Raw genomic sequence first — 21,575 nt, 5'->3', positions numbered from 1 at the left:
AATCGACTATTTCGCCAAAAGTTCGTCAATGTTTAGGTCCGTTAATTTTTCAACGATCACATCTGCACCGTGTAATTCTTCTCCTGAATAAACGCCTACCGCATACATACCAGCAGCTTTGATACCGTCGATCCCTGCTTGAGCATCTTCAAAGCCAACTGCTTCTGCCGGTTCAATGCCTAGTGCCAGCGCTGCTTGGATAAAGATTTCTGGATCTGGTTTGCCTTTTTTCAAGGTTGCTGGGTCAACGATCGTATCAAAGTCTTGCATGACCCCAAGTTTGTCCAAAATAAACGGTGCATTTTTGGATGCCGAAGCGATCGCACAAGGAATGTTTTTTGCTTTGGCTTCATCAAGGAATGTCTTTACCCCTGGCAATAGATCATCAGGAGTCAAGCTTTGTAATAATTGTACATAGTGGGTATTTTTCTTCGTCGCTAACGCTTCTTTTTCGACTTCTGTGTAGGCATCATTTTTGTTGCCTAGGGTTAAGATTCGCTCTAAAGAGTCCATGCGGCTGATGCCTTTTAACTGCTCGTTGAACTTCAAATCGATCTCGATCCCGATCTCCGCAGCTAATTCTTTCCATGCAATGTAGTGGTATTTGGCCGTATCCGTGATAACGCCGTCTAAATCAAAAACAAATCCTTTTTTCATGTGTAACACTCCTTTTAGTAAGTAATCGTTGCTTCTTTCTTTGCTTCTAGAGAAACTTGTTGCCCATTCACTAAGATCGTGACTGGCTGATCAGCGGTAATCGTCAATGTTTCATGTGTAACATTCATTGCAAAGCGGGTGCCGCGAACTTCTAGCTGAAAGGCTAAGCTGTCCCAAGCTTTCGGCAAGTTTGGCGTGATCTGCAGCTGCTCTTCTCGAATATCGATCCCAGCAAAAGTGGTTAATGGAATAAACAACGTAGCAGCCATGACACCGGCGTGAATGCCTTCTGCTGTAGTCCCGCCTTGGATATCACGGTAATCAGAAGAGAGGGCTTCTTGGTATAATGACCAAGCCAACTCCTGATCATCTACCATTGCCGCCAACTGGGCATGAACGATGCGTGACAACGTCGAGCCGTGGGAGGTACGAGCCAAGTAATAATGGAGATTTTTTTCAATATAGTCTGTTGGCAGCTGGTAAGAAAGATCTGCCAAAATCTGATTGACTTGCTCTTTTGAGAAATTGTAGAAAATCATCAAACTATCCGCTTGTTTCGCGACTTTGTAGCTGTCAGCACTCTTGCCTTCAGCGTTCAAGATGCGGTCCATCCGATAGATGTTGCCATATTTCTCTTTGTAGTGAGCCCAATCCAGATCTTCCAGCTTGAAGTACCCTTCAAATTGTGCAATGATGCCTTCTGGATCGATCTCTAAGCCCAGCTTGGTACGAATATCTGCCATAGCAGCAATATCTGCAGGGGTTAAAGCCGTTTTCTCTAATACCGCTTGGAAGCTCTCTGCTGAAAGTTGTTGTTGAAGGTTCTCGATCTCTTCAAACAACCATACTACCATCATATTGGTATAGGCGTTGTTTTTCAAGCCGCCTTGTTCACTATTTGGGTAGCTTTCATGAAATTCATCTGGTCCCATGACTTTATCGATAAAGTAACGTTGAGCAGCATCATCCCAGGTGGCAGCACTTTGCCAGAAATGAGCGACTTCTAACATCAATTCTAACCCATATTGTTCCATGAAGACTCGATCTTGCGTGTTGTGCCAGTATTGCCAAATGTTATAAGCGATCGCTAAGGAGACATGGCGTTGCAAGCGACTGTGATCTTCTTTCCATTCGCCGCTGATAGGGTTCAAATGCAGTTCTTGGGATTGCTCACTGCCATCCAATCCTGATTGCCATGGGAACATGGCGCCTTGGTAGCCAGCTTTTTGGGCATCTTTTTTGGCAGCAGCTAAGCGGCGGTAGCGATACAGCAGAATTTCTTTGGCGGTGTCAGGAAAATGTAGAATGTAAAACGGTAAGATAAACAGTTCATCCCAGAAAATATGACCGCGATAGGCTTCCCCATGTAGGCCACGGGCAGTGATACTGGCATCTAAGGACTCCTGATAAGCATTCGGTGCCGCGGAGACCAGCAGATGATACGTATGCAGATTCAGCATTTTTTGCGACATCAAGTCACCAGTGATTTCGATGGCCGCTTTTGCCCATAATTCAGCCCAGGCTTGTTTTGAGGCGGTATACATCGTCGCAAAATCAGGTAATGCTAAGGAAGAAAACGTAAATGCCGGTTGCGGCTCTTCTTGGCGATAAGCGGCAACAGTAACTGATTTTTCGACCCGATAAGTTTGTCCTTCCGTCACCTCAAGGTTTACTTGCTGACGGACGAGCTGGTCGTTTGTTTCAGCTTGCAGCTCAGCCAATGGCAGGTCCTGTGAAAACAGTTCAGAGGATTGGACAACGGTAATCTGTGATTGGTTAGTGGTGACCACTAAATGCGCTTTGTTTTGTTCAGCTGCTGCCTCTTTCACGGTCAAATGCTGGTTAGTTAAACTACGGTAACGAGCGACGTTATAGTTATAGACCGATCCGTCGGCTTCACTGACGAAGGTAAGGGCGCCAGAAAAGTTCAGCGGGGTAAACTGATAGACCAAACTGTATTGGTGAACATCTTGCATATTGGCGATCTTCTTCGTTTCGATTCGCAGACGCTTTTGTTTTTTGGTTTCAATTTCTGCCACTGATTGGAACAAGCCGGTCTTCAAATCCAATGTCCGTTTAAAGGAAAGGAGCTGATTGTTGGCGATATCGATCACTTCATCATCGATCTTTACGTACATTTTTTGCAGATTCGGTGCATTGACGAAGTCTTCATTGCTGATGGTATGACCAGAAACATCCGATTCCACCGTATTGTAAAGACTTGCTAAATACAGTCCTGGATAGTTCGCTTCACAAATGGTCATCTCAGGCGTTGTGCCTCGCAGCCCTAAATAGCCGTTACCGACGGTTAAAAGTGACTCCACCGAGTATTCATCTTTACCAGGGGTGTAGCCATAGTATTCGAGGCGCCAAGGAATTTCAGTACTTTGTTCTTCATACTGTTCTTTCGTAGTGCAAACAAAGGGACGATTTAATTTTTCTGTCAACCATTGGTCCAGTGAAAAAGTCCCTTCTTCATTCGTAAACACCAGCGATTCAGAGACGATCCCGCCACCTTCCATTTGCTGCAGCTGCGCGGTCAGTGCGGCAACGCGTTCACTGTCAGTCCCAGAAAACGGATAGGTCGTACCAGTTTGATCCGTTAACAGCCATTGTTCCTTAGATAATATAATCGTATTCACAGTAGTTGTCCTCCTTTAAACTTGTCTATACATGCAAAATGATTATAACGTAAATTGTAAGCTATTTCAATTTATCTAGCCTGTTTTTTTATTCTTTTTTGTCAAATAAACAGTAAATAAAGTTGTTGGCAATATTATTTTATATTAATGAAACATTTTAAAAAACGTTTATTTATCAAGGTTTTTATATGGTACCTTTGCTATTTGCTTGTATTGTTTATAGAAAAAGTAAAAAAAATTGGTTTGAAACGCTTGCAATATCAAAATTATCAAGTTATGATTAGTGCGTAATCAAAACATATATATACAAGTGTAGATGAAAGGGGTTTATTAATTATGGGAAAGTATCGTGATGATGCTGAGAAGCTGCTGGAATATGTTGGCGGCAAAGAAAATATCGCCGCAGTAACACATTGCGCGACACGGATGCGTTTTGTTTTGAACGATCAGTCAAAAGCAAACGAAAAGGCAATTGAAGAAATTCCAAGTGTCAAAGGAATGTTTACCAATGCGGGACAATTCCAAGTCATTATCGGCAATGATGTCTCAACGTTTTACAATGATTTTACCGATGTATCAGGAATAGAAGGTGTTTCTAAAGAACAAAGTAAAGCGATTGCAAAAAACAATCAAAATATCGTGCAACGAGCGATCGCTACGTTAGCTGAGATCTTTACCCCGTTATTACCAGCGATTATTGTCGGTGGTTTGATGCTAGGGCTGAGAAATTTCTTAGAAGGTGTACCGCTAGAAGCTCTAGGTGGACAAACCATTACACAAGCTTCTACTTTTTGGAACGGTGTCAACGGCTTTTTATGGCTGCCCTGTGAAGCCATCTTTCACTTTCTACCAGTAGGGATTACTTGGAGTATTACACGTAAGATGGGAACCACGCAAATATTAGGGATTGTTTTAGGGATTACATTGGTTTCACCGCAATTATTAAATGCTTATTCAGTAAGTTCAACTTCTGCTGCAGAAATTGCTCAAAATTATACGTGGGACTTCGGGTTCTTCACTATTGATAAAATTGGGTATCAAGCACAAGTGATCCCAGCAATGCTGGCAGGTTTCTTATTGGTTTATCTTGAAAGATTCTTCCGGAAATGGATTCCAGAAGCGGTTTCAATGATCTTCGTTCCATTGTTCTCATTGCTGCCAACTATTTTAGCAGCCCACATGGTGTTAGGTCCAATCGGTTGGCAAATCGGATCAGGCATTTCTTGGGTCGTAAATGCTGGCTTGACCTCACCATTAAACTGGTTATTTGGTTTCATTTTCGGTGGCTTGTATGCGCCTTTGGTTATTACCGGATTGCATCATACAACGCTAGCGATCGACTCTCAATTAGTAGCGGATTTTGGGACAACCAACCTTTGGCCAATGATCATGCTGTCAAATATTGCGCAAGGTACGGCAGTATTGGCGATTTGGTTCCTTCACCGTGGCAATAAAAAAGAAGAACAAGTCTCTGTTCCAGCAACGATTTCTGCTTACATGGGGGTTACTGAACCAGCGATGTTCGGGATCAATTTGAAATATGTTTACCCATTTGTCGCAGCAATGGTAGGTTCTGCCTTTGGTGGAATGCTGATCACTGCAACGAATACCCGTGCACTAGGTATTGGTGTAGGGGGACTGCCTGGCTTCTTATCATTTAAAATTGAAAACTATCCAATGGTCTTCATCTCAATGGCGGTGACGATTGCGATCACGTTTGTTTGCACCATCATCTTTAGAAAAGTTACCTTCTTAAATAAATTAGAACCGCAATTGGCTGCTGATACAGCTGCAGCAGCGGCTGTTGCACCAACGACGGCTGCACCGACAACTGCAGCCCCAGAAGCAGCACAAGTTTCAGAGGAAACCCTTTATGCTCCAGCTGATGGGAAAGTAGTTGCCATCACTGAAGTTTCTGATCCTGTCTTTTCTCAAAAAATGATGGGTGACGGCTTTGCTGTTCAGCCAACGAATGGAACGATTTATGCTCCTGTTGCAGGTACGATCTCTAGCATTTTTGAAACAAAGCATGCAATTGGGATTTTAACGCCTGGTGGCGCGGAAGTTCTTGTTCATATGGGCTTAGATACTGTGGAATTAAAAGGTGCGCCATTTGAGGTCCTTGTTTCTGAAGGTGACACGGTCACACCAGAAACGAAGATTGCAGTGATGGATCTAGATGCAGTGACCGCAGCTGGCAAACAGACAGATGTTTTAACAGTCATCACGAATGCCGAAAAAGTGCGTCAGCTTTCATTGACGACTACAGGCACAGTGACAGCCAAAACAGCGGTTGGTTCCGCTGAATTAAACTAAAAAAATAATCCGTTTCCGAGAGCGCCCTTTGACTAAGAAGGGGGATCGGAAGCGGATTTTTTTATGGCCGCCCTCAAGGGAGAGCGGCTTTTTTCTTGGTTTTCAATGGGTAAAGCCGCAGTTAGCTGACGGCTTTTTTGTCGGTGCTTTTGCGGAAGTAGTTGATCGTTAATAGGAAAGTCAGTAAGACTAAGGCCCACAAAAAGAATAAGGCGATTTGAGAGCCGATGACCGTCCCTTGGGTGTAATCGGTCGCCGCATTTTGTGCCAAATTGATAATGGTCGCCACCACAGCCGTCGCCACTGCACCAGAAAATTGCTGCAGCGTATTAAAGATCGCATTACCGTCCGCGTACAACGCAGGAGTCAGCTTGTTTAAGCCGGTGGTCATCATATTGCTGTAGGCTAAGCCGATCCCGATCATGTAAAAGACATGTCCAGCAACTAGGCTCCAAATGAAAGGCGAACGCAAAACGAGGGCTAAGGCAAGCCAACCGATGGCAATCAACGTCAAACCAGACAGGATCGGTTTTTTCGGTCCAACTTTATCCAGCAACCGACCAGAGATCGGCGCAAGGATCGCCCCGATCGCCGCCCCAGGAAGCATAACTAATCCTGCAGTAAAGGCATCTTTTCCCAAGACGAGTTGGACAAAGTTCGGCAAGACAAAGGAAATGCCCAGTAAAAGGAACTGACAAACAAGAAAGCCAAACAGAAACAAACTGAAGCTACGGTTTTTCAAAACAGCCAAACGAATCAAAGGGTTCGGGCCTTTTGAGCGTTGATAAAACAAGCCAGCACCAATGAAACCGAAAAGCAGCGGCAGTAGACTCGCTAAGGTGCCTACTTGATTCAAGAACAATAAGAAGCCGCTGAACATCAAGACGATTCCTAATACACTCAGTAAATCCAGGGAAGTGTCTTTTGCCCCAGCCGTTTTAGGGATCGAGTAAAGGCCGAGTACTAGGGAGATCAGCAAGACTGGGATCAAGAAAAGAAAGATCGCATTCCAAGACCAATGGGCGGTCAATAAGCCCCCATATGTCGGTCCGATCGCTGGAGCGATGGAAGTGGTCAAATTCCCTAAGCCGATTGCCGCTCCCCGTTTTTCAAAGGGGGAGTAAGTCAAAATGATGTGGAACATCAAAGGCAGTGCGATCCCTGTGCTGGCACCTTGGAAAAAGCGGCCAATCAGCAAAATGGCAAACGTCGGCGATAAAAAGTCGATCACCAAGCCAACAAGGAAAAAGGCGTTGGCAGCTAGAAACAAGGTTCTCAATGAGAAGCGTTTCAAAAGGTAGGTCGATATTGGGACAATGATGGAGATGACCAGTAAGTAGATGGTCGTCACCCATTGAACATCGGATGTTGAAAGCGTAAATTGATCGATCAATGTCGGAAACGTTACATTCATGGCTGTTTCAATCAGCACACCTGCAAATGACATCAATCCGGTTGCGAGGATCGCCCCCACGAGTTTTTTGTTGTTTTCCATATTCTCACCTCTAAAAATTCGCAAAAAAAGAGACCGTTTCTATTCTCATAGAAACCGCCTCTCTCTCGACAAGCGAACCCGCTTGTTATCTGTACGATTCAATCTATCGCTATTCTACTGACTTCATAAGAAAGTGTCAAGAGAAGTGGATAAAAAAATAGCAAAAAACTTTTTTGAAAGTTTTCAAACTTTTACTTACACGAAAAATTTTCTTCTGCTAGAATAGTTGAGTACGAAAAAGAGAAAGGAAGTTGTTACATGCCCATCAACAAAAAAGAAAGTTTGATCTATACGACACTTATGTGTATTTTCATGGTGTATTTTATGAGTGTTTATAACCTCATGTTTCAAGTCGGTGTTTCTGCATTGGCATTCCAATTGGCGTGGAATGAATTGCCATTAGCCCTTTGTGTGGCCTTTATTTTGGATTGGTTCATTGTTTCTGGTCCGGCAAAAGGTTTGGCGTTTCGATTTTTGGACCATCAATCAGCTACTTGGAAAAAAATCGGGTTGATTTCTTCATTGATGATCGCCGGCATGGTGATCTGTATGTCACTCTTTGGTGCGTTGATGCACCCAAACCCTGATCACTCGGTGTTCGTCAATTGGCTAAGCAACATTGGGAAAAATGTGATCGTCGCATTGCCGTTGCAATTGTTCATTGCAGGTCCAATCGTTCGCCGAGTGTTTCGCGCCTTGTTTCCTATTGGCACTGTGCAAGAACAGCCAGTACTAGGGGAATAATCGATCATTAGAAAAAACGTACTGCAGACAGGTTCTGCCAAGGTTAGCTAAAACAGCTGGCTTAGCGATACCTGGACTTGCGGCACGTTTTTTTGCTTTTATAGACAGCAAAAAAACCCATAGGATGGTATGGGTTTTTCTGGTTACCCTATGAAATAGGATACAGGATGTACCTATATAGTAATATGGTTCCGTCAAAAAGAGAAGTTCAATTTTTTCACCGATACATGAAATTAATGCAAATTGCTAGTTTTTCTGACGAAAAAATCAACTTATAATTATTTTCCGTCTGTTATTCCGTATAGAAACCAACGAGTTGATACCAGCGACGATGCTCAATATGGTAGGCATCAGGTGAGTAGCCTGACATTGAAAAACCGATAAAGGTGATGACCAGTCCGAGAATAATAAACAACAGACTGAGAAAAACGAAAAAGCGCTTATTGATTTTGATCATAGGACTGCCTTCTTTCGATAGTTTTGAACAAATGATTTCGGCCAAACGACAAGGGAGTGGGTAAGACGTGAAAAAGGTCGGCTCATACTATAAGTGGCGATCAGGCAAAGCAGCCCTAAACCAAATAAGAAAATCCCCATGCCTAATTGACTTAAAAAGAGATAGAAACCATCCGCCATCAGCATGGGACTTAAGACAACGCTGGCGATCCCACCGATAAACGTAGTGACACCAATCATGCCAGTGGTGAAAGGCACACACCAGATGATTATTAAAAAGCTTAGGATCAGCAAAGCGGCACTTAACAAGAGGCTGCCCCACAATGGGAAGCCTAGTACTAAAATCAAGAGCAAAAAGGGATGAAAGCGGCGGGGAATCTCTACTACGACCTCTTCCGTTTCGGTAACTGCTTGGATCAGTTCTTTTGGGGAGCCAAGGCGTGCCACGGCTTCTTCTTCGGTGTATCCTTCTTCCATCAAATCTTCGATCATCTCGTCATAATAGTTGATCAGCTGATGAATCTCGCTAGGTCTGACTTTTTCAGATAATTCCGCAGCCAATGCCTTGATAAAATCAACTCTGTTCATCTAATGTTCCTCCTTTAATAAATCGCTGGATCAATGTCAATTGGGGCCAGTCGTTGGTTAAAAAATCGTCGATCCGCTGTTTTCCGATTTTGGTCAAGCGGTAATATTTTCGGGTCCGTCCTTGATGGATTTTATTATAAGTCTCAACCGCTCGGCTGGCTTCTAAGCGCTTCAAGATAGGATAGAGCGTTGATTCTGAGATTGGCAGTAAAGGAGATATGTTTTTGACTAATTCATAGCCGTAAGAGTCACCATGCTGCAAATAAGCCAAAACACAAATTTCCAATAATCCTTTTTTTAATTGGGCATCCAAAGGCTCTCCTCCTGTTCATACTCATACTATACATTACATAGTATCATTCCACAAGCAGCACCAGTCAAAATCAGCCTTAAGTCTGAGCACCATAAGAAAACAAGAGTTTCTTTGATAAAATGGTCAAAAATAAAAAATAAAATTAAGAAAATCGGCGGAAAGTATAGGTTAACGTGCTCTTTTTTGTTAAAGTAGAAGTATAAAGATTACTTTCAGTAAGAAAATGGGCGTTGGTTGTGCTTCTAAAAGCTGCAAGTAGTCAAAGTGAATGAGACGAACATCAGCAAGAATTGGTGACGTCCAGAAAGGAAGGGGTATTATGAGAAAAGCAACGATTACGAAAAAATATTTGATCAATTGCTTAAAAAAATATCTGGTGGAATATCTTTATCGACCAATCACTGTCCGCGACATTGCTAAATATGCACGAACATCGACCCAACCGATCTATTTAAATTTTTCAAACATGCAAAATTATAAACAGGCGATGGTTGATGATGTGTTTCGCGACATTCACGAAACAAAAAAAGAGTCAGAAGAGACACTCGATTCCTTATACAGCTTTTGGCAGGACTATTACGTATTTGCCAGCCGCAATCGCAACCTCTTTTTCGCACTTTTTTTAAATGATATTGGCTGTGGTCCTTACATAAAAGAGCGTTCTTTTGCTTATTTTCAAGAAGCAATTGCTGAATCAGCTGTTTTTCAATGTGCGCATAAAAGCGATCTGAGAAAATATCATGAAGAAGCCTTGATCTTTTTTAGTGGGTTGGTATTGCTGTTTATTCGTGAAGGGTGTAGTGACAGCAAGAATGATTTTATGAAAGATACCATTGAGTATTGGGAACGAATGCTAAAGGAACCAGAAAGCGCGCCACGTGATCGGGGACCGCAAGCATTGTTAGAGGCTGGTGCGTTTGCTGTAGAAGAATAGGTACTTGAAATCAAGCATTAAAATAAATATCTGAATATTTCGACACAAAAAAACCGTTAGTGATCAAACATTATTCACTAACGGTTTTTTTTGAGGAGGTAAGTCTTGCGGTATGAGTAGAACAATTGTGGTTTTTTCACCTTTTACTGATTGAATTGCTAAGGAAGCTTGCGTGCCATAGTACAATGCTAGCCGCTGCCGCACATTGTTGATACCATAATGTTGATTAGAAGGTTGCTCCAGTTGTTTTAGCTGTTCAGGATCAATCCCAGGACCATTGTCTTGAATCTCAAACCGCAGCCATTGTCCTTCTTTGAGGCAGCGGATCGTCAATACACCTCTGCGGTCATCTTCAATATGATCCAGACCATGAAAGACGGCATTTTCGACAAACGGCTGCAAGAGTAGATTGATCATCGGATATTCATCGATATTTGAGTCGATTTCGAGGACTAAGTCAAAGGAGTGGTGATGCATTTTTTGCTGAATTTTAGCATAGGTGATCGTCAGATCGAGTTCTTTGCTGACGGATAACCGATTGGATCCTTGGTTTAGGCTGAGACGGTAGAATCGAGACAGCAGCTGAGCCATCTCACGGATTTCGTGGTTGCCGTTTAGTGTGGCGGTATTGCTGATCAATGCTAAGGAATTATAAAAGAAATGCGGATTGATCTGGGCTTGCAGAGCCCGCAATTCGTATTCTTTTTGTTTCAGTTCGGCTTCATATACTTCATTGATCAGCTCAGCGATTTTATCTAGCATTTTTTGAAAATTGGTGTATAACTGTCCAACTTCATCTTCTGAAGAATAACTATGCTCGATTTTGAATTGATCCATTGATAAAGAAGCCATTTTCTGGGCCAAAGAATTGATCGGCTGTACCACTGTTTTTGCTAGCCACCAGCTGGATAAAACCAATATCACTAATACAAAACCAAAGATAATGAGTGCCGCACCAACTAGATACAGTAGACTGCTGAAAAATGACTGTGCGGTTTTAACAAAAACGATTTGCCAATGATTATCCAGCAGTACAGGTGCCTCTTCAATAACTGCGTTTCCAACCAGCCACTGTTTTTGAGTACGTTGCTGCTTCGTCAAATAATCAATGCGGTAAAGCGTCTGCCCGGTCTCTGACTGGATCGTCAAATCATAAGGCTCCTCAGTGACTGTATCAAGATTCGTGAACAATGCTGCTCGGTCGATGGTTAAAACGATGTAGTTTAAGGAATCTGCGGTATGGTCTTTTAAAAAAAGGTTGGTATAAAAAGAAAGTTCCTCCCGTTCTTTGTCAAAATACGTTCGAATCTCGGTCGAAGGTTTTTCTTTTAGAAAAGGTAGTGCTGTATCAGCCGTGATTTTTTTGACGTATTGCCCATGATCATAAAGATCGATCGTGGTGTATAGCGTGATGCCTTTAATATCTGCTTGCGGAAAACGAACACTGTGAAACAAAGGCACGATCGTATTTTGAAAGAGATTGTATTGATCAAAGTTTGAGAAGCGTTGATTAGAAAGCTCTTGCGTCAAGGCGGTATTGTTGGCTAAAAAGAGCAGGCTGTCCCGATAGGTATGGATCTTGCTTTCTAACTGATAGCTGATACTTTTGAAATTATCGGAGTAAGCACTTTTTTCCTGCTGTTGGATAAAGGCTCGGATGATAGATACCCCGACAAAGGTCAAAACGATCAGAGGAACAATGCTTGAAAGAATTGAAATAAGGGCGATCTTTTTTTGAAAACGAAAATTTTTAAAACAATCGTGGACTTTTCTTAACAAGAGGGACCTCTCTTTCTATAGGCATCCGGCGTCATTCCGACAATTTCTCGGAACGTTTTGCAAAAATAGGAATAATGATTAAAGCCAACTTGTTTGGAGATAGTTCGAATGCTGCAGTTCGAGTTCTTTAAACGCTTCTGAGCCTGTTTGATACGGTAAGACTTGATGTATTTGGTGATACCCATGCCTTCAGAAGTACTGAATAATTCGCTTAGGTAGTTAGGATTGATATTGACTTCCTTTGCTAAGCGCTCCAAGCTCAACTCTTGGTGAAAATGAGCGAATATATAGGATTTTACTTGGCGCACATAGTCATTTGACTGACTCCCGTTGATTTGAAGCAGTGCATCATGGATATAACGGAAGAGGGCATCAAAAATATCCGCAATTAATTGTAGACTTGACGCTTCCAGTATTTTTCCGATCTGATTAGCGCCATGCTCCGCATCAAAGGCGATCGTGCACTGATCGATGATGGTTTGATAAAAGGTCGCAAAATAAAATTTGGTATTGGTTGGTTCCTCACGTCCATTTGTTTCAAAGCAGTCGAAAACTGTTTTCACAAGCGCGTGTGCTTTTTTACTTTCGTATTGATTCACATACGAAACGGTTTTTTCAAAAAGAGCTTTCTTGACGATGTAGTGATCTCCCGGAAGCAGCTGGCAGATTTTCCCTTTGTTTTGCTGATAAAAAGACCGCTGACTGGTCTTCAGTAAGTCATGATAGGTGCCGTACACCCCGGAATGATGGGGAACTGGTCCGCTGTCAAAAAGTGTTATTTTTTGCTGAAACTGCTCGGAAAAATAGGTAGTCAAGTTGTTTTTTCGCTCCTCGATTTCCCTTTTTGGCAAAGGTTCGTTAAAAAAGAGCAGTTGTGCTGGAGCTAAAAATAAACTGAACATTTCAGGAAATGCAGCAGACAGTGAAGGGACGAAATCCGGCGCATTCCAAGAATCCAGCGGCCAAGTAACGAGAAAAAAAGAGGGATGAGTCTTAAAAAAATCTTGTGCAACCGATTGCTCTTCCTTCGGTAGTGAATGCCAAGGATAGCCATAAAAAAGTTTACTCAGAATCTCTTTCAAATAATGGGTTTGTGCGATTGTTTTTGTGTAAGAGCGCTGCTTTTGTTGATCGATAAAAAGAATGATTTTATTTATTTGTTCATAAAAATCATCAGGGTCGATTGGTTTTAAGAGGTAGTCAACCGCTTGTAACTGTATGGCTTTTTTTACATAATGAAAATCTTCAAAGCCGCTGATAAACATCACAGGAATTTCAGGAACTGCTTCTTTGATTCTCGCTACGAGGGCATGTCCATCCATAAAGGGCATCTTTACGTCGGTAATTATCAAGTCAAAGGGCTGTTTCTGAAAAAGTTGCCAGGCTTCGCGGCCATTTTTGGCTTCTTCGATCCGCCATTCTTTTTCATGCTGACTCAAGAAGTATTTGATCACTTCTCTTTGATCGTAGCTGTCATCAGCAAGCAGCAGTCGGTACATGGTTTTCGCCGTCCTTTCGTATAGAGAAAATTACACAGTCGCTTCTTCTTTCTATAGTAAGCGATAAACAAAAAAGCAACAGAGCAAACTTGTAAACGTTTTATTTTCTGGAAATCGTGCTATAAATCTGAAAAAAGTGCTATATTTTCTATGGAAGCGATTGCGTATAATAAGGATATCAAAAAAGTTTGAGGAGGAAAACAATGAAATTCAGGCGGGGAACAGCAATTTTAACAGCCATGGCTTCAGCACTTATTATGACAGGATGCAGTTCAGAAGAAGCAAAGACCAATGAAAATGGGGATACCGTGATTACGATCGGACGCCAAACCGCACCGAACTCAAAACTGCCGGAGGGGGACTCTTACAGCAACAACGCGTATACTCGATTGATTCAAGAACGCTTGGGCATCGAACTGGAGAGTGCCTTTGAAGCTCACGGGGAAGATTACGATCGGCAAGTATCGCTAGCGATCGCTTCAGGGGAACTACCGGATACAATGATCGTCGGATCAAGAGATGAATTGGAAGAATTAGTTAACAATGATTTAGTGGAAGACTTGACCGAAGTATTTGAGGAGCATGCCGACGATTTTCTAAAAGACATCTATGATTCGTTTGATGGGATTCAGTTAGAAGCAGCTACGTTTGATGATCGCTTGATGGCGATCCCATCTACTAGCGATGACTTCGGGCCCAATCTTGTCTGGTTGCGCCAGGACTGGCTAGATGAGCTGGGTATTGAACTGGATAAAGATGGCAATCGCTCAATTACATTGGATGAGTTGAAGGAAACAGCGATTGCTTTTCAAGAAAATGATTTAGCCAACACCGGAAAAGCGGTTGGTTTACCATTGGCCTTCTGGTTGTCCTCGCCAAATCATGGCGGCACGGCATATACAGGGACAGCCATTATGAATGCGTTTGGAGCCTACCCAAAATCGTATCTCCAAGATGAGAATGGACAGATGTTTTATGGATCCAATACGCCAGAAATGAAAGAAGCACTAACGCTGCTGAAGGAATGGCAAGATGAAGGGTTCATGGATCCGCAATTTGGTACCCGGACGTATGACGATATCCATGCCATGATGGTTAATGGAGAAACGGGCATCGCTTTTGGTCCTTGGCACATGCCTGACTGGGGGTTAGTACAAGCTAAACAAAATGATCCGAATGCTGAATTTGTTCCTTATGCGCTTGAAAATGCTAACGGCGATGGCGAGGTCAATGCCGTGGCTAACCGTGGCACTGGGCAATACATCGTGGTGCGCAAAGGTTTTTCTGAGCCGGAAAAAATCATGGAGATGATCAATCTGATTTATGGTGAAGTTGCCAACTCGGAAGATATTGAAACCGAGTTTCCGGAAATTTATGACTATGCGAAAGTGGATGTCGATGGGACGGTTCGTCCATGGAATGTTGTTTTCTTAAAAGCCTATAGTGAGATTGATGATGCTGTAGAAGCTTCCAAGGCGGCGGTTGGTGAAACATCTATCGATGATATCTCTAACTTCTTCATCAAAGAAAATGCCGAAAAAATCAAGCAATATCTGGATAGCCCTGAAGAAACCGATCCGGTGGACTGGACCCGCTATGCTTCCCGCTATTTAGCCGTCAATAATGTGATGGGCGGTATCAGAGAGCAAGGACGTTTGAATGAAGTGAAACCACCGCGTTTTGATTCGATCAAAGCCAATGAACGAAACGGCGCACAAGTAGGGAAACTGGAGGAAGAGACCTTCATTAAGTTTATCACTGGAGAAGAACCCCTGGAAAACTTCGACAACTATGTTGAGACCTGGAATAGCCAAGGTGGGACAGCCATACTTGAAGAAATGCAAGAAGTAGTAGATCAGCGAGCAGATAATTAAGCGGCCACTCCAGCGGTTCTGACACTCATCTTTCGAACAAAGAAAAGCAAGGTTGTATGCAGGAAAATCGACTGCAGGTGCCTTTTCTTTGTTCGAATTTTTTCATCAAGCGGCTGGTGAGGCAAAAATTTTATGGAGGAGTAAGTAAATGGAACTTTCTGTTGAAAAAGAAAGCAAAAAAGAAAAGAAAAAGTGGTTTTCTCGAGACCAGCTTTTCTTTTTAGGGATGATTTTACCAGGCATCATTTTTATTTTGATTTTTTCTTATGGTCCTATGTTTGGGCTGTTGATGGCATTTCAAGATTATGTGCCAGCGAAAGGTGTATTAGGTTCTGAATTTGTGGGATTCGAGCACTTTCGTTATTTGTTCAGTTTACCGGATATTTTCTTAGTGACTAAAAACACGATTTTTATCACTTTTTGGAAAATTATCTTTAATACGATCGTACCGATTCTTTTTGCGATTCTATTAAATGAAGTACGTGTAAAGTGGATGAAACGCTCCATTCAGACCATCGTTTATTTGCCCCATTTTCTTTCATGGGTCATACTGGCTTCAGTAGTGGTCAATTTATTCAGCCTTGATGGAACGGTGAATCAGATTTTACAAAACTTTGGTGTAGAACCATTAAACTTTTTGGGTAGTAATCAGCTATTTCCGCGTTTGCTGATCGGGACCGATGTTTGGAAAAGTTTCGGTTACAGTTCGATCGTGTACCTTGCTGCCATTACCTCGATTGATCCAGGGTTATATGAAGCAGCAACGATGGATGGTGCTTCTTGGTCAAAAAAAGTCTGGCACGTAACCCTGCCGGGGATGATGCCTTTTATTTTGCTGATGACGATTTTGTCGCTGCCTAATATCTTAAATGCCGGCTTCGACCAAATTTATAACCTGTATTCTCCGGTTGTGTATCAAAGCGGTGATATTATCGATACCTATGTCTACCGAATCGGTCTGATCGGTAGAGACTACAGCTTAGGGACTGCCGTTGGTCTGGTCAAATCGGTGATCGGTCTATTCTTGATTTGGTCTTCCAACAAAATTGCGGAGAAGAAGACTGACAGAGTGATGTTTTAAGGAAAGGAAAAAAGAGATGAAAGAAAAATTTAGTATACGGCATGCAGTAATTTATTTGATCGTCATTGTTTTAGCTCTTTCTTGTTTAGTACCGATGTTGAATGTCGTGGCACTTTCTTTAAGCAGCAGCAGTGCGGTCGCGGCAAATGCTGTGGGGCTATGGCCAGTGGATCTGACCTTAGCAGCTTATGAGCGCATCATGAGCGATCAGCAATTTTGGCGTTCCTTTGGGATCTCGGTCATTCGTGTGATCGTTTCGCTGCTGTTGAACCTCTTGATGATCGTAACGATGGCTTACCCGCTGTCTAAATCAAAAAAAGTATTTCGAACGAGAAAATTATTCATGGGCGTGATGGTTTTTGCTATGCTCTTCAGCGGCGGCATGATCCCAACGTATTTAGTCGTTCGCAATCTAGGGTTATTGAATACGATTTGGTCCCTGATTTTACCTAGTGCAGTCCCTATCGGCAGTGTGATCTTGGTGATGAATTTCTTTCGGGGAATCCCCAAATCATTGGAAGAATCTGCTCGGATCGATGGTGCCAACCCACTGCAGATTTTGGGACGAATCTATATCCCAATGTCATTGCCTTGTTTGGCAACAGTTTCTCTATTCAGTATTGTCGGCAGTTGGAATGATTTTTTCAGTGGACTGATCTATATGACCAAGACTGAAAACTATCCTTTAATGACCTATATCCAAACACTATCAGTCAACATTGCTGAAACAATGCAACAAGCCGGAAATTTGACTTCCGAGCAGCTACAAAGTCTACTAGCGGTCTCTGATCGAAACTTGAATGCAGCGAAGATCGTGGTGGCAGTGGTGCCGTTATTGATTATTTATCCGCTTCTACAAAAATATTTCGTTCAAGGAATCGTTGTCGGATCAGTAAAGGAGTAAACCCACATGATACACTTTTTTCATTCAGAAAACTTCTTCGCACGAATCGCTTGGAAATTCAGCCAGTTGCTCCTATTGAATGTACTGCTCTTGTTTTTTAGTTTGCCGCTCTTCACGATCGGCGCAGCCATCACTGCGGGTTCTAAAGTGGCGACTGATCTGATAGAAGGAAAAGCACCGACTGTTGTTCAGCAGTTTTGGTCGGTCTTTTGCCAAAGCTTTCGAAAGAGCACTCTCATCTGGCTTAGTCTACTTTTTTCTTTGTGGCTTTTGACTGCTGATTGGTTGTATTATTTCCAACTAAAAGGGACTCCTGATCTTTTTACCGTAGGCTTAGTAATTTGTACGTTCATGTGGCTTCAGTTTTTCCAAGTTCCGTTTTTCTTACTCGCACGTTACGATAGCGAAATCAAAACGATCCTTTTGAACAGCATCAAAGTCGCCGCAAAGCACCCTTTTAAAATACTTAGTCTTCATCTTCTGACTGCAGCCCCTATTGTCATCATGCTTCTTTCACCCTATGCGCTGGTTTTCAGCATGTACATTGCATGCTTTTTTGGTCTTAGCTGTTTTTTGTATGTACGCTGTCAGTTATTGTTGGCAATTTTCAAGAAATATGAGAAGGTAGAAATAGCAGAAAAGTAACTGGGTTTTATAGTTAGCAACGTTGAATGGAGGAATTTTGATGGGACAAAACACGCAGTATGGAGAAAAAAAGATTGCGATCGATCGCAGGATCGGTTTTTTAGAAGAACATACGTATCACGGGAATGATCTTGGTGTGACTTTTCAAGGACAGCAAACCACGTTCAAATGCTGGTCACCAGAAGCAGAGGCCGTTTCAGTATTGATTTATCAAAGCGGTGTCGCTGGGGCTGATGATCGCCTGCTGACACTGCCAATGGTCCAAGAAGACAACTGTTGGCAAGTCACGACGGAAGAAACCGTCAAAGAGCTGTTTTATACGTTTGAATTTCAACGAGACGGTCAAAAAGTCGAAGCGGTGGATCTTTATGCCAAGGCAGTAGGGATCAACGGAAACCGTGGGGCCATCATTGATTTAAAGGAAACAGATCCTGAAGGTTGGCAGGAGACTCACGGCGTCGGTCAACAATCGATCACCGATGCCTATATTTGGGAATTACATGTCGAAGATTTCAGCGGCGCCGAAAACAGCGGGATTTCACCAGAAAATCGCGGGAAATATTTAGCCTTTACTGAAAAAAAGACCCATCTGGTGGGAGATGAAAGTCAACCAACTGGCATAGCCTATTTAAAAGAGCTGGGGATCAATTATGTTCATCTGCTGCCGATCTTCGATTTTGACAATGATGAAACTTCGTCTGCCTACAACTGGGGCTATGATCCGAAAAATTACAATGTCCCTGAAGGACGATACGCTTCTGATCCTAGTGATCCCAAGGCGCGGATTCGTGAATGCAAGCAAATGATCCAATCGCTGCATGAAGAAGCCATCGGCGTTGTAATGGATGTGGTCTTCAATCACACTGCGATCACAGAAGAATCGTGGTTTAATTTGACGGTGCCTGATTATTACTACCGCCAAGATGATGTGGGGAATTTTGCGGACGGTTCTGCTTGCGGCAATGAAGTGGCTTCTGAACGGAAAATGATGCGTAAATTTATCATTGATTCAGTTTTATATTGGGCGCAAGAATACAAAATCGACGGCTTTCGTTTTGATTTGATGGGCTTGATCGATGTGGAAACCATGAACCAGTTGCGGCAACGCCTAGATGCTGCCGGCTTCAGCCATGTGATTTTATACGGTGAGCCATGGGATGCCGGTAGCAATCAAATCATTCAGCCGAATATCCCAGCCAATAAAAGCAATGTTTGGGCACTGTCAGAAGGCGTTGCGGTTTTTAGCAATGATTTAAGAGACAGTATCAAAGGCGATGTCTTTGAAGAAACAGACGGCGCGTTTATTCAAGGAATGAATGGTCAACCGCAAGTCAAGCAAACCTTTTATGCGGCAAATTTGGCAACGGCGATTCAAGGAAATACGAAAGTTGCTGGGCAAGAAGGCGCCGAGCGCTGGGCAAAATCGCCCCGTCAAGTGATCGCCTATGCGTCAGTCCATGATAATTTGACCTTATGGGACAAACTGGTGGCAACCATGCAGGCTTCAGCGAAGGAAAGAAATTATGATTTTGATCCTGAGCTTTTAGCTCGTAACAAACTAGCAGCAGCCATTTTGTTTACTAGCCAAGGAGCCGTGCTGACCCAAGCTGGGGAAGAATTTGGACGTACCAAAGAAGGCGATGAAAATTCCTTCCGTTCGCCACTGGCAGTCAATCAGCTGGATTGGGCACGTGCCAAAACCTTCAAAGAATTGCGCGAGCTGTATCGGGGCTTGTGGGCATTGCGGCAGTCCTATGCACCATTGAGAGATGCCACGACCCAAACGGCTGAAAGCATGGTCTTTTATGAGACAAAGGATGAAAATCGCTTGGCGTATCAAGTACCCAATCGTGACGAACAGCATCCATGGCGTTCCTTGTTCGTTTTACTCAACAGCACGGAAGAAAGCTGGTCCTTTGACTTACCGACGGCAACAGAAAATACTTCTTGGCACCTCGTTGCTGACCCCAAAGGAGCTGGGATCGCTTCTCGCGGCGTAGCAACGTCAAGGATAACCATCGCCCCATTGTCCTTCTGCATTTTGGCGGAACAAAGTAACTAATTAAAGTAGAAGCTAAAACAAACTAAAAATTTTAGTTTGTTTTAGCTTTTTTGGTAGTAAAAAAACAATTCTTTTGCTATACTTTTAACAGAATGAGAAGCAGAAAGCGGTGAGCAAATGAAAGTTGTGATCTCTGATATTGCCCGAAAAGCTGGCGTTTCCAGCGGAACAGTCTCTAATGCGATCAACAATCGTAAGGGGATCAGTGAACAAAAACGGCAAGCGATCTTGAAGATCGCTCGTGAGATGGGGTATTTTGATCAGCGAGAAATTAAAAAAACGGAAAGCCAAAAAATCAAATTTGTCGTAATGAACAAACAAGGAAATGTCGTAGGGGATACGCCTTTCTTTTCTGAATTGATCCGAGGAATCGAAATGGAGTGCAGTGCGTTAGGCTATGAACTGGTCATTTCCCATATCACACTGGCACCAGAAGAAGACCCGATTGAAAAGATCCGTCCAGAATTAGCAGATGGTTTGCTATTGTTAGGAACGGAATTGGAAAAACAAGATTTAGCAGTCTTTCGCCATTTGGAAGTACCGTTAGTGATTTTAGATACGGTGTTTAATTCGCAGGACTTTGATTTTGTCGCCATCAATAATCGTGACAGTGCCTATGAGATCGTTGAAAAGATGATCGAAAAAGGCCACCGTGACATCGGCATTATCAATTCTACCTTTCAAATCAACAACTTCCGTGAACGCAAGCAAGGGTTCATCCAAGCGATCCAAGAGCATGATCTGATCCATTATGAAGAGACGGAAGCCTTAGTAGAACCCACCTTGGAAGGCTCCTATCAAGATATGAAGGTCTATTTGGAATCCTTGCGTGCCGATCAGCGACCGTTGCCAAGCGCTTTTTTTGCGGTCAATGACAATATCGCCATCGGTGCAATGAAAGCCATTCGCGAAGTGTTTCCCGATCATCCGTTGACCATCGTTGGGTTCGATGATATTCCTTTGGCGGAATTTTGCAACCCACCGCTGACCACCGTCAAAGTAGATAAAGTGTATCTTGGTCGCCAAGCCGTGCGACGCTTGATCGAGAAAATCACGAGTGAAGATGAAAACCATCTGAAAATGCTGGTCGCCACGACGATCGTCGAACGCGAAAGCATCAATTAAGAAGAAAAATATGAAAAAGGACAAAACGTTTAGCAAGCGTTTTGTCTTTTTTTAGTTATTAAACAAAAATATTTATCTAAAACTATTGCAAAATATTTAGCTTGTGCTATATTTAAGGTGTAAAAAGTAAGGGATTACATTTTGAGGAAGTGAATAGATGACACAGATCGGTCTCTTTTGTGCAACTGGGCTCTCCAGCGCACTGCTCGTCAAAGCGCTCAAAGAGCAACTAGCGGATGATCAGCATTACCAAGTGAATTCCGCGCCTTTTTCAGAAATATTTATGGTGGGAAATGACTATGATTTTTTGATTTTAGCTCCTCAAACCCGCTTCAATCAAGCGAAAGTCGCCGCAACCTTTCCTGATAAAAAAATCGTTTTACTGACGGATGAGGAATTTCTGAGCAGAAATGTAGTACGAATCGCCGAAGAAATAAAAATTTAGCTAAATATACTAAAAC

At 42.8% G+C, this 21,575-nt stretch carries 18 protein-coding genes; 10 read left to right on the top strand and 8 right to left on the bottom strand.

Annotated elements, in window-relative coordinates:
* Positions 1-6: 6 nt before the first annotated feature.
* Both pgmB and ECA1_RS02935 read right to left on the bottom strand, forming a co-directional pair.
* On the bottom strand, positions 7-657 hold the full coding sequence (pgmB, locus tag ECA1_RS02940; protein ID WP_005232889.1) for a beta-phosphoglucomutase: 651 nt from the start codon (positions 655-657) through the stop codon (positions 7-9).
* A gap of 14 nt (positions 658-671) precedes the next feature.
* On the bottom strand, positions 672-3,299 hold the full coding sequence (locus ECA1_RS02935) for a glycoside hydrolase family 65 protein (RefSeq protein ID WP_060791691.1): 2,628 nt from the start codon (positions 3,297-3,299) through the stop codon (positions 672-674).
* Between the two features lie 336 nt (positions 3,300-3,635).
* On the opposite strand from ECA1_RS02935, the gene treP reads away from it, so the two are divergent.
* Positions 3,636-5,615 carry a PTS system trehalose-specific EIIBC component gene (gene treP / locus ECA1_RS02930; protein WP_016608959.1) on the top strand — a complete coding sequence of 660 codons (1,980 nt, stop codon included), beginning with the start codon at positions 3,636-3,638 and terminating at the stop codon, positions 5,613-5,615.
* Between the two features lie 121 nt (positions 5,616-5,736).
* On the opposite strand, the gene ECA1_RS02925 is transcribed toward treP, so the two are convergent.
* Positions 5,737-7,110: an MFS transporter gene (locus tag ECA1_RS02925; protein WP_010748497.1), complete on the bottom strand. Its 1,374-nt coding sequence runs from the start codon at positions 7,108-7,110 to the stop codon at positions 5,737-5,739.
* Between the two features lie 258 nt (positions 7,111-7,368).
* On the opposite strand from ECA1_RS02925, the gene ECA1_RS02920 reads away from it, so the two are divergent.
* Positions 7,369-7,854 (top strand): DUF2798 domain-containing protein, encoded by a 486-nt coding sequence (locus ECA1_RS02920; protein ID WP_005226468.1) that lies wholly within the window; start codon positions 7,369-7,371, stop codon positions 7,852-7,854.
* Between the two features lie 292 nt (positions 7,855-8,146).
* Here ECA1_RS02920 and ECA1_RS17600 read toward each other — a convergent pair whose 3' ends face one another.
* From ECA1_RS17600 to ECA1_RS02910, 3 genes are read right to left on the bottom strand one after another with little or no spacing between them, the layout of a single operon-like run.
* Positions 8,147-8,311, bottom strand: a complete 165-nt coding sequence (locus ECA1_RS17600) for a hypothetical protein (RefSeq protein ID WP_005226470.1) — start codon at positions 8,309-8,311, stop codon at positions 8,147-8,149.
* Positions 8,308-8,898 (bottom strand): DUF1700 domain-containing protein, encoded by a 591-nt coding sequence (locus ECA1_RS02915; RefSeq protein WP_010748498.1) that lies wholly within the window; start codon positions 8,896-8,898, stop codon positions 8,308-8,310. Before ECA1_RS02915 ends, ECA1_RS17600 begins: the two co-directional genes overlap by 4 nt.
* The gene (locus tag ECA1_RS02910) at positions 8,885-9,211 is read right to left on the bottom strand and encodes a PadR family transcriptional regulator (RefSeq protein ID WP_060791690.1); all 327 of its coding nucleotides are present in this window, start codon (positions 9,209-9,211) and stop codon (positions 8,885-8,887) included. The genes ECA1_RS02915 and ECA1_RS02910 overlap by 14 nt, the downstream gene beginning before the upstream one ends.
* A 319-nt stretch (positions 9,212-9,530) precedes the next feature.
* On the opposite strand from ECA1_RS02910, the gene ECA1_RS02905 reads away from it, so the two are divergent.
* Complete coding sequence (locus tag ECA1_RS02905) at positions 9,531-10,145, top strand: TetR/AcrR family transcriptional regulator (RefSeq protein WP_172462561.1); 615 nt, start codon at positions 9,531-9,533, stop codon at positions 10,143-10,145.
* Between the two features lie 63 nt (positions 10,146-10,208).
* Here the strand turns inward: ECA1_RS02905 and ECA1_RS02900 are convergent, their stop codons facing one another.
* Together ECA1_RS02900 and ECA1_RS02895 are read right to left on the bottom strand one after the other, a co-directional pair.
* Positions 10,209-11,924 carry a sensor histidine kinase gene (locus tag ECA1_RS02900; protein WP_060791688.1) on the bottom strand — a complete coding sequence of 572 codons (1,716 nt, stop codon included), beginning with the start codon at positions 11,922-11,924 and terminating at the stop codon, positions 10,209-10,211.
* On the bottom strand, positions 11,918-13,423 hold the full coding sequence (locus ECA1_RS02895; protein WP_060791687.1) for a response regulator transcription factor: 1,506 nt from the start codon (positions 13,421-13,423) through the stop codon (positions 11,918-11,920). The genes ECA1_RS02900 and ECA1_RS02895 overlap by 7 nt, the downstream gene beginning before the upstream one ends.
* A gap of 203 nt (positions 13,424-13,626) precedes the next feature.
* On the opposite strand from ECA1_RS02895, the gene ECA1_RS02890 reads away from it, so the two are divergent.
* The 7 genes from ECA1_RS02890 to ECA1_RS02860 all read left to right on the top strand — a co-directional run bounded on the left by ECA1_RS02890 (position 13,627) and on the right by ECA1_RS02860 (position 21,559).
* Positions 13,627-15,297: an extracellular solute-binding protein gene (locus tag ECA1_RS02890; RefSeq protein WP_015508703.1), complete on the top strand. Its 1,671-nt coding sequence runs from the start codon at positions 13,627-13,629 to the stop codon at positions 15,295-15,297.
* A gap of 148 nt (positions 15,298-15,445) precedes the next feature.
* A complete protein-coding gene (locus ECA1_RS02885; protein WP_060791686.1) occupies positions 15,446-16,378 on the top strand; it encodes an ABC transporter permease in 933 nt (310 codons plus the stop codon).
* Positions 16,379-16,394: 16 nt separating this feature from the next.
* On the top strand, positions 16,395-17,282 hold the full coding sequence (locus tag ECA1_RS02880; RefSeq protein ID WP_015508704.1) for a carbohydrate ABC transporter permease: 888 nt from the start codon (positions 16,395-16,397) through the stop codon (positions 17,280-17,282).
* Between the two features lie 6 nt (positions 17,283-17,288).
* Complete coding sequence (locus ECA1_RS02875; RefSeq protein ID WP_060791685.1) at positions 17,289-17,927, top strand: DUF624 domain-containing protein; 639 nt, start codon at positions 17,289-17,291, stop codon at positions 17,925-17,927.
* Between the two features lie 40 nt (positions 17,928-17,967).
* Positions 17,968-19,989, top strand: coding sequence for a type I pullulanase (gene pulA / locus ECA1_RS02870; RefSeq protein WP_060791684.1), 2,022 nt, complete (start codon positions 17,968-17,970; stop codon positions 19,987-19,989).
* A 117-nt stretch (positions 19,990-20,106) separates the two neighbouring features.
* A complete protein-coding gene (locus ECA1_RS02865) occupies positions 20,107-21,114 on the top strand; it encodes a LacI family DNA-binding transcriptional regulator (protein ID WP_016608965.1) in 1,008 nt (335 codons plus the stop codon).
* A gap of 157 nt (positions 21,115-21,271) precedes the next feature.
* Entirely contained in the window at positions 21,272-21,559 is a 288-nt protein-coding gene (locus tag ECA1_RS02860; protein WP_060791683.1) for a PTS sugar transporter subunit IIB, read from the top strand.
* Positions 21,560-21,575: the final 16 nt, after the last annotated feature.

Origin of the sequence: Enterococcus casseliflavus NBRC 100478 (genome assembly GCF_001544095.1) — a bacterium.
GTDB classification, from domain to species: Bacteria; Bacillota; Bacilli; order Lactobacillales; family Enterococcaceae; genus Enterococcus_D; species Enterococcus_D casseliflavus.
Note: the sequence above shows the minus strand (reverse complement) of the source record. Positions and strands in the feature narration are given on the sequence as shown.

Bases quoted from the DNA above. Each gene is read 5' to 3' on its own strand.
- pgmB (WP_005232889.1), bottom strand. From the start codon at position 657: ATGAAAAAAGGATTTGTTTTTGATTTAGACGGCGTTATCACGGATACG.
- treP (WP_016608959.1), top strand. From the start codon at position 3,636: ATGGGAAAGTATCGTGATGATGCTGAGAAGCTGCTGGAATATGTTGGC.
- ECA1_RS02925 (WP_010748497.1), bottom strand. From the start codon at position 7,110: ATGGAAAACAACAAAAAACTCGTGGGGGCGATCCTCGCAACCGGATTG.
- ECA1_RS02920 (WP_005226468.1), top strand. From the start codon at position 7,369: ATGCCCATCAACAAAAAAGAAAGTTTGATCTATACGACACTTATGTGT.
- ECA1_RS17600 (WP_005226470.1), bottom strand. From the start codon at position 8,311: ATGATCAAAATCAATAAGCGCTTTTTCGTTTTTCTCAGTCTGTTGTTT.
- ECA1_RS02915 (WP_010748498.1), bottom strand. From the start codon at position 8,898: ATGAACAGAGTTGATTTTATCAAGGCATTGGCTGCGGAATTATCTGAA.
- ECA1_RS02905 (WP_172462561.1), top strand. From the start codon at position 9,531: ATGAGAAAAGCAACGATTACGAAAAAATATTTGATCAATTGCTTAAAA.
- ECA1_RS02895 (WP_060791687.1), bottom strand. From the start codon at position 13,423: ATGTACCGACTGCTGCTTGCTGATGACAGCTACGATCAAAGAGAAGTG.
- ECA1_RS02890 (WP_015508703.1), top strand. From the start codon at position 13,627: ATGAAATTCAGGCGGGGAACAGCAATTTTAACAGCCATGGCTTCAGCA.
- ECA1_RS02885 (WP_060791686.1), top strand. From the start codon at position 15,446: ATGGAACTTTCTGTTGAAAAAGAAAGCAAAAAAGAAAAGAAAAAGTGG.
- ECA1_RS02880 (WP_015508704.1), top strand. From the start codon at position 16,395: ATGAAAGAAAAATTTAGTATACGGCATGCAGTAATTTATTTGATCGTC.
- ECA1_RS02875 (WP_060791685.1), top strand. From the start codon at position 17,289: ATGATACACTTTTTTCATTCAGAAAACTTCTTCGCACGAATCGCTTGG.
- pulA (WP_060791684.1), top strand. From the start codon at position 17,968: ATGGGACAAAACACGCAGTATGGAGAAAAAAAGATTGCGATCGATCGC.
- ECA1_RS02865 (WP_016608965.1), top strand. From the start codon at position 20,107: ATGAAAGTTGTGATCTCTGATATTGCCCGAAAAGCTGGCGTTTCCAGC.
- ECA1_RS02860 (WP_060791683.1), top strand. From the start codon at position 21,272: ATGACACAGATCGGTCTCTTTTGTGCAACTGGGCTCTCCAGCGCACTG.